General features: G+C 72.0%; 11 protein-coding genes. 6 read left to right on the forward strand and 5 right to left on the reverse strand.

Annotated features, from left to right (window positions below; translation table 11 throughout):
* Positions 1-17: 17 nt before the first annotated feature.
* Together M4J07_RS05285 and M4J07_RS05290 are read right to left on the reverse strand one after the other, a co-directional pair.
* Positions 18-2,501 carry a GcvT family protein gene (locus M4J07_RS05285; protein ID WP_255967713.1) on the reverse strand — a complete coding sequence of 828 codons (2,484 nt, stop codon included), beginning with the start codon at positions 2,499-2,501 and terminating at the stop codon, positions 18-20.
* 165 nt (positions 2,502-2,666) lie between these two features.
* Positions 2,667-3,494, reverse strand: a complete 828-nt coding sequence (locus M4J07_RS05290) for an IclR family transcriptional regulator (RefSeq protein WP_255967715.1) — start codon at positions 3,492-3,494, stop codon at positions 2,667-2,669.
* A 160-nt stretch (positions 3,495-3,654) separates the two neighbouring features.
* Between M4J07_RS05290 and M4J07_RS05295 the strand changes: the two genes are divergently transcribed.
* Both M4J07_RS05295 and M4J07_RS05300 read left to right on the forward strand, forming a co-directional pair.
* On the forward strand, positions 3,655-3,975 hold the full coding sequence (locus M4J07_RS05295; protein WP_255967717.1) for a bifunctional 3-phenylpropionate/cinnamic acid dioxygenase ferredoxin subunit: 321 nt from the start codon (positions 3,655-3,657) through the stop codon (positions 3,973-3,975).
* Between the two features lie 49 nt (positions 3,976-4,024).
* Positions 4,025-5,251 carry an NAD(P)/FAD-dependent oxidoreductase gene (locus M4J07_RS05300; protein ID WP_255967719.1) on the forward strand — a complete coding sequence of 409 codons (1,227 nt, stop codon included), beginning with the start codon at positions 4,025-4,027 and terminating at the stop codon, positions 5,249-5,251.
* Positions 5,252-5,272: 21 nt separating this feature from the next.
* Here the strand turns inward: M4J07_RS05300 and M4J07_RS05305 are convergent, their stop codons facing one another.
* The gene (locus M4J07_RS05305) at positions 5,273-5,710 is read right to left on the reverse strand and encodes a hypothetical protein (RefSeq protein WP_374214995.1); all 438 of its coding nucleotides are present in this window, start codon (positions 5,708-5,710) and stop codon (positions 5,273-5,275) included.
* Between the two features lie 397 nt (positions 5,711-6,107).
* On the opposite strand from M4J07_RS05305, the gene M4J07_RS05310 reads away from it, so the two are divergent.
* The 4 genes from M4J07_RS05310 to M4J07_RS05325 all read left to right on the forward strand — a co-directional run bounded on the left by M4J07_RS05310 (position 6,108) and on the right by M4J07_RS05325 (position 10,487).
* A complete protein-coding gene (locus M4J07_RS05310) occupies positions 6,108-8,870 on the forward strand; it encodes a sensor histidine kinase (protein ID WP_255967721.1) in 2,763 nt (920 codons plus the stop codon).
* Positions 8,867-9,304 carry a roadblock/LC7 domain-containing protein gene (locus M4J07_RS05315; protein ID WP_255967723.1) on the forward strand — a complete coding sequence of 146 codons (438 nt, stop codon included), beginning with the start codon at positions 8,867-8,869 and terminating at the stop codon, positions 9,302-9,304. The genes M4J07_RS05310 and M4J07_RS05315 overlap by 4 nt, the downstream gene beginning before the upstream one ends.
* 9 nt (positions 9,305-9,313) lie before the next feature.
* Positions 9,314-9,718 (forward strand): DUF742 domain-containing protein, encoded by a 405-nt coding sequence (locus tag M4J07_RS05320; protein ID WP_255967725.1) that lies wholly within the window; start codon positions 9,314-9,316, stop codon positions 9,716-9,718.
* A 163-nt stretch (positions 9,719-9,881) separates the two neighbouring features.
* Complete coding sequence (locus M4J07_RS05325) at positions 9,882-10,487, forward strand: GTP-binding protein (RefSeq protein WP_255967727.1); 606 nt, start codon at positions 9,882-9,884, stop codon at positions 10,485-10,487.
* A gap of 94 nt (positions 10,488-10,581) precedes the next feature.
* Here the strand turns inward: M4J07_RS05325 and glpK are convergent, their stop codons facing one another.
* Both glpK and M4J07_RS05335 read right to left on the reverse strand, forming a co-directional pair.
* On the reverse strand, positions 10,582-12,099 hold the full coding sequence (gene glpK / locus M4J07_RS05330; RefSeq protein ID WP_255967729.1) for a glycerol kinase GlpK: 1,518 nt from the start codon (positions 12,097-12,099) through the stop codon (positions 10,582-10,584).
* A gap of 67 nt (positions 12,100-12,166) precedes the next feature.
* The gene (locus tag M4J07_RS05335) at positions 12,167-12,925 is read right to left on the reverse strand and encodes an MIP/aquaporin family protein (RefSeq protein ID WP_255967740.1); all 759 of its coding nucleotides are present in this window, start codon (positions 12,923-12,925) and stop codon (positions 12,167-12,169) included.
* Positions 12,926-13,260 lie beyond the last annotated feature (335 nt).

A 13,260-nucleotide genomic window follows, 5' to 3' on the forward strand; every position in this document is an offset into this window, starting at 1 on the left:
CGGTCTCCTGAGGGGCGTCAGCGGCGGATGCGCGTCATCTTCGGGTCGAACAGCGGCTCGTCGGCGACCGTGGCCCGCACCTTCTCGCCGAAGTACGCGATGCGCACGGCGGTGCCCGCGGTCAGCGGCGGCAACCAGGCGTACGCGACGCAGCGGCCGAGGGTGTAGCCGTACGCGGCGCTGGTCACGTAGCCGGCCGGGGCGCCGTCCACGTACACCGGTTCCTTGCCGAGGACGACAGCGGCCGGGTCGTCGAGCAGGAGCGGGGTCAACCTCCGTGTCGGGGGCGGGAGTTGTTCCAGGGCGGCGCGGCCCAGGAAGTCCCCCCGGTCCAGCCGGACGGCGAAGCCGAGCCCGGCCTCGTACGGTGTGTGCTCCTCGGTCATGTCCTGGCCCCAGGCCCGGTAGCCCTTCTCCAGGCGCAGGCTGTTGAACGCCGACCGTCCGGCGGCGATCACCCCGTGCTCCCGGCCCGCCTCCCAGAGCGTGTCCCACAGGCGCAGCCCGAGATCGGCGGTGGTGTACAGCTCCCAGCCGAGCTCCCCGACGTAGCTGACCCGCAGCGCGGTGACCGGCACGTGCCCGAGGTGCGTCCGCCGCGCACGGAAGTAGCCGAAGCCCTCGTGCGAGAAGTCGTCGCGGGTCAGCGGCTGGACGAGGTCGCGGGCGAGCGGCCCCCACACGCCGATGCAGCAGGTGCCGGACGTGACGTCCCGCAGGTGGACGTCGGCGGGCGCGTGGCGGCGCAGCCAGTGGAGGTCGGCGGGGGAGTTGGCGCCCACCTGGAAGTGGTCGGGCGCCAGCCGGGCGACCGTCAGATCGGACCGGACGCCGCCCTTCTCGTCGAGGAGCAGCGTGTACGTGACCGCGCCCGGCTTCTTCGCGACGTTGTTGGTCGTCATGCGCTGGAGGAAGGCGAGCGCGCCCGGGCCGGTGACCTCCAGACGGCGCAGCGGGGTCATGTCGTAGAGGGCGACCCTCTCGCGGGTGGCCCTGGCCTCGGCGGCGGCGATCGGCGACCAGTGGCGGGCCGACCAGGCGTCCCGCTCGGGCCCGCCGGGTACGACGAGGTGGGCGTTGGCCTCGTACCAGTGCGGCCGCTCCCAGCCACCGCCCTCCAGGAAGTACGCGCCGAGCTCCCGCTGCCGGGCGTGGAAGGGACTCACGCGCAGCGGACGCGGGTGGTCCATCGGCTGCAGCGGGTGGATGACGTCGTACACCTCGACGAACTGCCGGGCGCCCCGGTCCTGGACGTAGGCGGGGGAGCGCTGGGCGTCCTCGAAGCGGTGCAGATCGCATTCGTGCAGGTCGGTCTGCGCATGACCGTCGACCATCCACTCGGCGACGGCCTTCGCGACCCCCGCCGAGTGCGTCACCCACACCGCCTCCGCCAGCCAGAAGCCGCGCAGTTCGGGCGCCTCGCCGAGGACCGGCATGCCGTCGGGGGTGAAGGAGAAGACGCCGTTGAAGCCCGTCTCGATCTCCGCGTCCCGCAGCGCCGGGATCAGCGCGCGGCTGTCCTCCCAGCTGGGCGCCCAGTCCTCCGCGGTGAACGGCAGCGACGACGGCATGTCCTGTGCCCGGGCGCGCGCCTCGTCGTACGCGAGGACCGCGAACGGGTCCACGGGCAGCGGCCGGTGCGCGTAGCTGCCGATGCCGATGCGGTCGGTGTGCTCACGGAAGTACAGGTCGCGGTCCTGGTGGCGGAGGATCGGCTTCGAGGCTTCGGTGCGGGGGTCGTTCACGCCCTTGAGGCCGGGGAGCGGCTTCGTCTTCGCGTACTGGTGGGCGAGGGGGAGCAGGGGGACGTCGACGCCCGCCATGCGGCCGATGACCGGGCCCCAGAATCCGGCGGCGGAGACGACGTGCGTGGCGGGGAAGGTGCCGCGGTCCGTGACCACGGCGGTGACGCGGCCGTCCTGCTGCTCGATTCCGGTGACGGTGTGCCGGTCGAGGAAGCGGGCGCCGCGCCGCCGGGCGCGCTCCAGTTGGGCACGGGCGGCGAGGAGGGCGCGGGCCAGACCGTCGTCGGGGGTGTGGAAGCCGCCGAGCACCGTCGACGTGTCGATCAGCGGCCACAGCTCCTTGCAGCGGGCGGGCGGGACCAGCTCGCCCCGGACGCCCCAGGACGCCGCCCAGCCCGCCTTGCGGTGCAGGTCTGCCCAGCGTTCCGGGGTCGTGGCCAGCTCCAGGCCGCCGACCGGGTTGAAGCAGGGGAGTCCGTCCACCTCGAGGGCGTTGAACTTCTCGACGGTGTACCGGGCGAAGGCGGTGAGGGTCTTGGAGGGGCTGGTCTGGAAGACGAGCCCGGGCGCGTGCGAGGTGGAGCCGCCGGGGGCGGGCAGCGGACCTTGTTCGAGGACGGTGACGTCGTGCCGGCCGCGGGCGGTGAGCTCGTCGGCGAGCGCGCAGCCGACGATGCCGGCGCCGATGATGACGATCCGGGAGTCGGCGGTGGCGGTGTTGCTCGCTCGGACCGGGGACACCACGTTGTCGCGCATAGGCCCAACTCCTCTGCTGTTGCGCAATACAGGATGCGTTGCGCGATGAGAGACGACGCGAGGCGATGGGAGCCATAGTGGGAAGGCCGCCAGGACCCCGTCAAGACCCCGTGAAGGCTCCGTCGGGGGGCTGGAGTTAAGCCTTTGTAAAACGGTGCGGTCCGGTCAGAGACCGTGCCCCATCCGCCGGGAGAGTTCCGCGGCGGCGGCCACGGTGCGCTTGGCGAGCGCGGGCAGGTTCTCCTCGGTGAGCCGGAAGACCGGCCCCGAGACGCTGATCGCCCCGATGACCCTGCCGTCGTGCGCCCTGGCCGGCGCGGCCACCGCGGCGAGCCCCAGCTCCAACTCCTCGACGGCCACGGCGAATCCCTGGTCCTCGACCGCCTCCAGCTCGGCCCGCAGCGCCGTCGTGCCGGTGATCGTGTGCGCGGTGAACCGGGGCAGCGTGCGCGCGAGCAGCCCCTCCCGCAGCACCGGCGGGAGCTGCGCGAACAGCACCTTTCCGCTGGACGTGGCGTGCAGCGGGGTGCGCCGGCCCAGCCAGTTCTGCGCGGTGACCGAGGCGGCGCCGCGGGCCTGCATGATGTTGACCGCCATGTCCTCGTCGAGCACCGCGATGTTCACGGTCTCGCCCAGTTCGTCGGCGAGTTCGCGGCAGACCGGGCCGCCCTCCTGCGAGATGTCCAGGCGCACGGCCGCCGCCCCCGCGAGGCGGAGCACCCCGGCTCCCAGGTAGTACTTGCCGCGGTCCTTGGACTGTCCGACCAGGCCCCGGTTCTCCAGCACGCCGAGCAGCCGGAACGCGGTCGACTTGTGCACGCCCAACTCGTCGGCGATCTCGGTGACTCCGGCCTCTCCGTGCCGCGCGAGGCTCTCCAGGACGCTCACGGCGCGGTCCACGGACTGGACGGCGCCGCTGGTTCCCCTGGGCTGTTTCTCCGAGACCGGCGCATCCGGCGCATCCGGCTCAACCTGCGATTGCTTGCGGGTCATAGCTCAACTCTCATCACCTGACGGCCCGTTGCCGGGTCGCATCTTCGAGAAGCCCTTGACGCGTGCGGGCGCCCGACCGGATTCTGTTGCGCATAGCGCTCCCTCATGCGCCATGTGAAACATCATGTTACCGAAGAGTCCTGGACCGAGAGGGGGGCCCGTGATTCCCGTCTGCCGCCTCGAAGACCTCCCCGTGGGCGAATCCGTCCGCATCGACACCGTCCCGCCCATCGCCGTGTTCCGCACGGAGGGTGAGCTGTACGCCATCGACGACACCTGCACCCACCAGGACGCCTCGCTGTCCGAGGGGTGGTTGGAGGGCTGTCTGGTCGAATGCCCGCTCCACGAGGCTTCATTCGATCTCCGTACCGGGCAGCCCACCTGCCTGCCCGCCCGCCGCCCCGTGCGCACGCACCGGGTGACCGTCGACGACGGAGTGATCCACGTCCACCCGGCCGCGTCGGCCGACAGCGCGGCGTAGACCGCCTGCTGCCTGCCGGGCCCACCCGTCAACAGAAGGGCACTGCCTCATGAGGACCGTGACCGTGGTCGGCGCCTCCCTCGCCGGGCTGTACGCGGCGCGGGAACTCCGCGCGCAGGGATTCGACGGCCGTCTGGTGATCGTCGGCGAGGAACCGCACGCGCCCTACGACCGTCCTCCGCTGTCCAAGGACTTCCTCACCGGCCGCGCCGCCGAGGACCGGCTCGCCCTGTCCGACCCCGAGGAGACCCGGGAACTCGGCGCGGAGTGGCTCCTCGGCGTCCGGGCCCGCGGACTCGACGCCCGCGGCCGCACGGTCGAGCTGGCGGACGGCGGCACCGTCCGCTGCGACGGCGTCGTCATCGCCACCGGTGCGAGCGCCCGCAGGCTGCCCGGTCCCGCACCGGCCGGTGTGCACACCCTGCGCACCCTCGACGACGCCCGGGCCCTGCGCGCCGACCTGCACGGCGGTCGGCAGCGCGTCGTGGTGATCGGCGGCGGCTTCATCGGTGCCGAGACCGCCTCGTCCTGTGCTTCCCTCGGCCACGACGTCACGGTCGTCGAGGCGGCCCCACTGCCCCTGCTGCCTCAGCTCGGACCCGAACTCGCGCGTGCCTGCGCCCAGTTGCACGAGCGAGGCGGTGTCCGTCTCCTCACCGGCGTGGGAGTGACCGGGCTGCGGGAAGCGAGCCGGGTCGGCCCGGAGCCGGGGGAGGGGCCCGGCCCGCGGGTCACCGGCGTCGCCCTCGCCGACGGCCGGGTGCTGCCCGCCGATGTCGTGGTCGTCGGCATCGGCGCCGTGCCGAACACCGGCTGGCTGGCGGGCTCGACGCTCGCCGTGCGCGACGGCGTGCTCTGCGACGGCGGCTGCGTCACCTCTCTTCCCCAGGTCGTGGCCGTCGGCGACGTGGCCAGGGCCGACGGCGTGCGGGCCGAGCACTGGACCAGCGCCACCGCCCAACCCCGCGCGGCCGTACGGAATCTGCTCGCCGGGCGCACCCTTGAGCACGCTCGTCCGCTGCCCTACTTCTGGTCCGACCAGTACGGCTGCCGCATCCAGTACGCCGGGCGGCGGCGCGCGGGGGACACCGTCCGGATCGTCAGCGGCTCACCGCAGGACGGCCGCTTCCTCGCGCACTACGAGCGGGACGGGACGGTGACCGCCGCCCTCGCCCTCGACATGCCCCGCCCCTTCACCCGGATCCGCCGCGAACTGGCCCGCGCGGAGACCCGTCCGACACCGGGAGCCGTCGTGGGAGCGGTCGGCGCGATCTGACCTCTGCCCGGCCCGCGAGCGTCACGTATGCGTCAACTGCCCGGTCCTGCCCCGCCCTCGTATGTTCTCCGGAGCCCGCCGGGCGGACCGGCGGGCCTGCCGGCGCTCCTTGCGCAGTCGGCGCGCCGTGCTCGCCGGGACCGAGACGACGCCGTGCCGCTGGTTCCACACCTGGCGCGTCACCCAGACGTCGAGCACGCCCCAGGTCGCCACCACCGTGCTCCCCACGCTGCTCAGCACCATGGGGAACGCCAGCCAGGACTCGGTCAGGGAGCACAGCACCGCGACCATCGCCTGGATGAGCGTCAGCGCGACTATGAGCACCGCTCGCACCGCGGCCGTGCGGACCGGGTCCGGCATCCGCCGCCGCTTCGCCGGCTCGTCGACCCACAACTCCCGTCGCCCCGCTTCACCCATCACCACGTCACTCCCCACCGCTCCCAGGCCTTCGGAACCGATGCCCCCGCATCGGCCCTGCACAGTGACTGCCCGGTTTGCTCCGCTTTACGCAGCCTGCTCGGCTTCCGCGTGCTGCCCCTCGTACCGCCTGGAGGTAGGACGAACGAGAGCTCCGGAAGATTCCCGAATTCGGCCAAGTGTCCTGACCCGATGCCGAAAAGAGAGGGATTCCGGCCAACCGGCCACCGATCAAGGCTGATTGTGATCGCTCTGGACCCTACGAATTCCGGCCTGCAATCTCCCCCAATGACCGGACAACTCCGGACGTCCGCACCGCTGTTGAGGCGAACTGCATCCGGACAGGCCTTCGAGTTGTTCATGTCTCAGTAGTAGGCTCGCGCCGTTTGTTGACGCACATGTGTGCCCCTGACCGCACGGGGCCGATCTGGGGGAGGCCATGCGCTTTCGCGGGAAGTCCATCCGCAGGAAGATCGTGGCGTTGCTGCTGGTGCCGCTGCTGTCCTTGACGGCGATCTGGGTGTTCGCCTCGGTCATCACGGGCCGCGCCGCCGTACAACTGATCTCGGCGGACAAGGTCGCCGACGCCATCGGCTACCCCCTGGCCGACACCGGCCGCGTCCTCCAGGACGAGCGCCGCCAGACCCTCGTCTACCTCGCCGACCCGCGCGCCTCCGACGCCCAGTCGACGCTGCGGACCCGGCGCAGCGCCTCCGACGAGGCGATGGCCGAGATCAAGGAGAAGGCCCGCGACGGCGACGTCCGGGGCGAGATGGACGGGGACGCGCGCGCCACCCTCGACACCGTCGTGGAGGGCTTCGAGGGAATCGAGTCGCTGCGCCGGAACGTCGACGAGGGCACCGTCACCCGCGCCCAGGCCCTCGACTTCTACACCCGGCTCATCGAGCCGACGTACGACTTCCTGCTCGACATCACCGCCCTCGACGACTCGAAGACGGAGCGCCAGGGCCGCGCCCTCGTCGGCGTCATCGAGGCCCGCGAACTTCTCTCCCAGGAAGACGCGCTGGTCGGCTCCGGCCTCGTCGCCCGCCGCCTCGACCGCGCAGAGCTGCGCCAGGTCTCCGACCTGATCGCCCAGCGCTCCCTGCTGTACGACAGCAGCCTTGCGCTGCTCCCCGATGACGAGCGCGCCCGCTTCGAGCGGTACTGGAAGAGCCCGGACACCAATCCGCTGCGCACCGCCGAGAAGGCCGTGGCGAACGGCGCGCCGGGCGCCCCCAAGGGCGTCACCGCCCGCAGTTGGGACGCCGCGTCCGAGCCGGTCCTCGCCGAACTCTCCGACCGGAACACCGAGGCCGCCGAGCGGTACCAGGACCGGGCCCGACCCGTCGCCGTCAAGGTGTTCCTGCGGGCCGGCATCGCCGGTGTCCTCGGTCTCCTCGCGCTGCTCTTCTCCCTGTTCCTGTCGGTCCGCATCGGCCGCAGCCTCATCCGTGACCTGCGCCGACTGCGCCTCGAAGCCCACGAGGCATCCGGTGTGCGGCTGCCCGGCGTGATGCGCCGCCTCGCCGCCGGCGAGGAGGTCGACATCGAGACCGAGGCCCCGCGCCTCGACTACGACAGGGACGAGATCGGCCAGGTCGGCCAGGCCCTCAACACCCTGCAGAGATCCGCCGTCGAAGCCGCCGTCAAACAGGCCGAACTGCGCCGCGGCGTCTCCGAGGTCTTCGTCAACCTCGCCCGCCGCAGCCAGGTCCTCCTCCACAAGCAGCTGACCCTGCTCGACACGATGGAGCGCAGGACCGAGGACACCGACGAACTCGCCGACCTGTTCCGCCTGGACCACCTCACCACCCGCATGCGCCGGCACGCCGAGGGCCTGGTGATCCTCTCCGGCGCCGCCCCGTCCCGGCAGTGGCGCAAGCCCGTCCAGCTCATGGACATCGTGCGGGCCTCCGTCGCCGAGGTGGAGGACTACGAGCGCATCGAGGTGCGTCGGCTGCCCAGGGTCGCCGTCACGGGCCCCGCCGTCGCCGACCTCACCCACCTCGTCGCCGAACTCCTGGAGAACGCCACGGTGTTCTCCCCGCCGCACACCGCCGTCCAGGTCCTCGGCGAGCGCGTCGCGAACGGGTTCACGCTGGAGATCCACGACCGCGGGCTCGGCATGGCCGCCGACGCCCTCCTCGACGCCAACCTGCGGCTCGCCGAGACCCCCGAGTTCGAACTCTCCGACACCGACCGGCTCGGCCTCTTCGTGGTCAGCCGCCTCGCACAGCGGCAGGGCGTCCGCGTCTCCCTCCAGCCGTCCCCCTACGGCGGCACCACCGCCGTCGTCTTCATCCCGGACACGCTGCTCACGGACGCCCCCGACACCGAGGGCGCCGGATTCCGCCTCGACCGGCCCGACGCGGCCCGCCGCGCGACCCCGCCCGGCCGGGACCCGAAGCTCACCGGGACCGGGGCGCTGCCCGGCCTGCCGGCCTCCGTGCTCGACGGGCCGGTGGAACTGGAAGCACCGCTGACCACCTCGGACATGACCTCCTTCCCCGGAGCCCTGGGGGACGAGGACAGCGAGCGCGGCGACCTCTTCCGCCCGCGCCGCCCCATCGCCGGCGTGCCCGGCGAACAGCACCAGCAGGCCGCCGACGACGGGCCGGGGCGAGACCCCGGCCACACCGACGACGATGCCCGCGACGCGGCGCCCGGCGGCCTCGTACCGCTGCCGCGGCGGCGTACCCCCAAGCTCGTCAGTTCGCACGGCAGGCCCGTCGGCCACACACGGCCGGGAGACGGCGACCGTGCCGCCGCCGAACCGGGCGAGCGGCACGACCGCGACGCCGGCGACCGCGACCGTGGCGACCGACGGGCCGAGATCGCGCCGGCGCCCCCGGCCGACCTTCCCCGACGTCGTGCCCGCGCCGTCGAGGCGGCCCGGCCGGCGGCGGCCCCGGCCGAGGCGCCCGCGCCGGACTCCACCGCCGGTGGCCTGCCCCGCCGCGTACGACAGGCCAACCTGGCCCCGCAGTTGAAGGACGGGCCGGACCTGCGCGGCGACCGCACGACGGGCCGCGACGAGATCTCCTCCGCACCACCCGCCGACCGGGACGCCGACGAGGTGCGCAGCCGTATGGCCTCGCTCCAGCGCGGCTGGCGGCGCGGCCGGGCGGAGAACGCCGCCGACGACGAGAGCGCCGACGGCACAGCACAGGGAACAACTTCTGAGGGGGACGGTCGATGACCGCACCGAAGGCCACCGCGCACACCACGAACGGTGGTTCGGGGGAGCTGAACTGGCTCCTCGACGACCTGGTCGAACGCGTCGCCAGCATCCGCAAGGCGCTCGTGCTCTCCGGGGACGGTCTGCCGACCGGGGTCTCCAAGGACCTCAGCCGGGAGGACAGCGAACACCTCGCCGCCGTCGCCTCCGGATTCCACAGCCTGGCCAAGGGCGTCGGCCGGCACTTCGACGCGGGCGGCGTCCGGCAGACGGTCGTCGAACTCGACGACGCCTTCCTGTTCGTCACCGCGGCGGGCGACGGCAGTTGCCTCGCCGTGCTGTCCGACGCCGACTCCGACGTCGGTCTCGTGGCCTACGAGATGACCCTGCTGGTCAAGCGGGTGGGCGCGCATCTGGGGACGGCACCGCGCACGGATTCGCCCACCGGAGGGTAGTGGGTTGGCATGAGCGCAGACGGTCAGGGGACGCAGGAGCCGCACCACTGGTTCGACGACGAGGCCGGACCCGTCGTGCGGCCGTACGCCATGACACGCGGCCGCACCACCAGCGCGGGCCAGCACCGTCTCGATCTGATCGCGGTCGTCGTCGCGGAACAGCGCGCCGCCGACCCGGTGGCGGACCAGACCCTGTCGCCGGAGCACGTCGACATCGTCGACCTGTGCCGCGACAGTCCGCAGTCGGTCGCCGAGCTCGCCGCGGAACTCGATCTTCCGATCGGTGTGGTCCGTGTCCTCATCGGCGATCTGGTCGACGACGAACTGGTTCACGTGACCCGTCCGGTACCCCCCGCGGAGCTGCCCGACGAGAGTATTCTGCGCGACGTGATCGACGGCCTCAGGGCTCTCTGAGGAGACGGACCACGGGGCGAGGCGGCGGGAACTCCTCGGCGGGGAGCGGGAGTCGGCGCCCGGGCCTGCGGCACACGCCCCGCCGCGGCGCCGTCCCGCAACCGCTCGCCCCACCGACAGCAGCACCCGCACGGCGACACCAGTGAGGCAGGAGAGACAACCCATGATCTTCGGGCGTTCCGAGCGCGGCAAGGCTCCCGTCGAGCCCGTCACGCTCAAGATCCTGGTGGCCGGCGGATTCGGCGTGGGCAAGACGACCCTCGTGGGCGCGGTCAGCGAGATCAAACCCCTGCGCACCGAGGAGCTGCTGAGCGAGGCGGGCCGTCCCGTCGACGACACCCAGGGCGTCGAGGGCAAGCACACCACCACGGTGGCCATGGACTTCGGCCGGATCACCCTCCGCAAGGACCTGGTCCTGTACCTGTTCGGCACCCCCGGGCAGGACCGGTTCTGGTTCCTGTGGGACGAGCTGGCGACCGGTGCGCTGGGCGCCGTGGTCCTCGCGGACACGCGCCGCCTGGAGGACTGCTTCGCCGCCGTCGACTACTTCGAGCGACGGTCCATACCGTTCGTCGTCGGCGTCAACTGCTTCGACGGCGCGGACCGGTACCCGGCCGACTCCGTCCGCCAGGCGCTCGACCTGGACTCCGGGGTCCCGGTCGTACTGTGCGACGCGCGCGAGAAGGAGTCCGTGAAGGACGTCCTGATCGGCGTCGTCGAGCACGCCGCCGCGGCCGCCGCCCAGCGTAGGCAGCCCGCGGTCACCTGACCCGGCACCGTCACGCGCGTCCACGCGCGCGTGGTGACGTCGTGCGTCACCACGCGCGCGTACCCACCGGAAGGACGATGTGCCTCCGAGGGGCCTACACGCCGTCCTCGTGCCAGCCGAAGCTCTTCTCCACCGCCTTGCGCCAGTTGTGGTACTCGCGGTCGCGGATCTGCGCGTCCATCGCGGGGCTCCACTCGACGTCCCGCTGCCAGTGCGCCTTGAGCTGGTCCAGGTCGTTCCACACGCCCGTCGCGAGCCCGGCCGCGTACGCGGCGCCCAGACACGTCGTCTCGGACACCTTGGGCCGGATCACCGGCACCCCGAGCACGTCCGCCTGGTGCTGCATGAGCAGGTTGTTCTTGGTCATGCCGCCGTCGACCTTCAGGGTCGTGATCTGCACCCCGGAGTCCTGGTACATGGCGTCCACGACCTCACGCGTCTGCCAGCTCGTCGCCTCCAGGACCGCGCGCGCCAGATGCGCCTTGGTGACGTAGCGGGTCAGGCCAGTGACGACGCCGCGCGCGTCGGAGCGCCAGTACGGGGCGAACAGGCCGGAGAACGCGGGCACGATGTACGCGCCGCCGTTGTCCTCGACGCTCGCCGCGAGCGTCTCGATCTCGTCGGCGGACTTGATGATGCCGAGCTGGTCGCGGAACCACTGCACCAGGGCGCCAGTGATGGCGATCGACCCTTCGAGGCAGTACACCGGCGCCTCGGAGCCGATCTTGTAGCCCATGGTGGTGAGCAGCCCGCTCTTCGAAGGCACCGGCCGGTTACCGGTGTTGAGCAGCAGGAAGCTGCCGGTGCCGTACGTGTTCTTCGCCGTGCCGACGTCGTAGCAGGCCTGCCCGAAGATCGCGGCCTGCTGGTCGCCGAGCGCCGCCGCCACCGGCACCCCGGACAACTGGCCCACCGCCGTGCCGTACACCTCGGCTGAGGACCGGATCTCCGGCAGGACCGCCTCGGGCACGTTCATCGCGGACAGGATCGACGGGTCCCACTGGAGGGTCTCCAGGTTCATCAGCATCGTCCGCCCGGCGTTGGTGACGTCGGTGACGTGCACGCCGCCGTCGGTGCCGCCGGTCAGGTTCCAGATCAGCCAGGAGTCGATCGTGCCGAACGCGATCTCGCCGCGCTCGGCCCGTGCCCGCAGCCCCGGCACGTTGTCGAGCAGCCAGGCGGCCTTCGGCCCGGAGAAGTAGCTGGCCAGCGGCAGACCGGTCTGTTCACGGAAGCGGTCCTGCCCGTCGGAGCCGCCCAGTTCGTTGCAGAGCGCCGAGGTCCGCGTGTCCTGCCAGACGATCGCGTTGTGCACCGGCTTGCCGGTCGCCCGGTCCCACAGGACCGTCGTCTCGCGCTGGTTGGTGATGCCGAGGGCGCTCAACTGGTCGGCCCGCAGGCCCGCCTTGGCGATCGCGCCCGCGACCACGGCCTGGACCTTGGACCAGATCTCGGTGGCATCGTGCTCCACCCAGCCCGGCTTCGGGAAGATCTGGCGGTGCTCGCGCTGGTCGACGGCGACGATCTCGCCGTCCTGGTTGAAGATGATGCAGCGGCTCGATGTGGTGCCCTGATCGATGGCGGCGACGTACTTCACGGAAGTGTCGGGCATGACTACCCCTTCGTGAGAAGACGGTCGTGCAAGGGACGGCTGTCGAGAGCGGCGCCGGGGCCGCGCCTCAGAACGCCACGTTGTAGATGAGCCCGGCCAGCGCGCCGCCGATGAGCGGCCCGACGACCGGGACGAGGGCGTAACCCCAGTCGGACGTCCCCTTGTTGGGGATGGGCAGGAAGTGGTGCACGATGCGGGGGCCCAGGTCACGGGCCGGGTTGATGGCATATCCCGTCGGCCCGCCGAGCGACAGGCCGATGCCGACGACCAGCAGCGCCACGATCAGGACCTGGGTGCCCGACTCGCCGAGCCCCTTGGTCAGTCCGAACGCGAGGATGGGCAGCACCAGACCTATCGTCGCGATGATCTCGGTGATCAGGTTCGCGACCGTGTTACGGATCTCGGGGATCGTGGAGAAGATGCCGAGCGTCGGGGTCGGGCCGTCCTCCTCCGCGGGGGCGTCGGCGCTCTTCACGCCCGAGCTGACGTTGGCGTTGAACTGCGCGAGGTACACCAGGTACGCGAGGACGGCGCCCAGCATCGCGCCGACCATCTGGCCGAGCAGATAGACCCAGACCTTGTCCCACTTGCCGGTGTCGACCGCGATGCCGATGGTGACGGCGGGATTGAGGTGACCGCCGGAGAGCGGCGCGGCCGTGTACGCGCCGGCCAGCACGCCGAAGCCCCAGCCGAACGCGATGACGATCCACCCGGAGGCCCGCGCCTTGGAGTGTTTGAGGGTGACCGCGGCACAGACGCCCGCGCCGAACAGAATCAGGATTGCGGTGCCGATGACCTCACCGACGAAGATGTCTCCGTTGCTCATGGCGGCTCCTAGGCCCTCGCCCGGGGCAGTGCGCCCGCCCCGGTCCTCCGTGCAGGGTGCGTTCCCATGGCTGGTTCTGGCTGCTTCGACCGGAGGCAGGGGTCCCGCGCCCCGCCCGGCGTCCGTGACGAGCGTGCCCGTGCAGCCGTCATCGCGCGTGGGGGAGCGGCCCGGACCTGCCACAACCCGGCAGGGAACGCCGGAAGGGCAGGCAAGGACCCTGGGCGGCGGTGGGCCGACATGCGGCGATGCCGACTGACACCCGGAAGTGTTCACCGGCCGTACTGGAGCGTCAAGGTCGCGGACCGCAACGGTTAACCGGGGGCAATCGCTCC

This window comes from Streptomyces longispororuber (assembly GCF_024448165.1).
Lineage (GTDB): Bacteria > Actinomycetota > Actinomycetes > Streptomycetales > Streptomycetaceae > Streptomyces > Streptomyces longispororuber_A.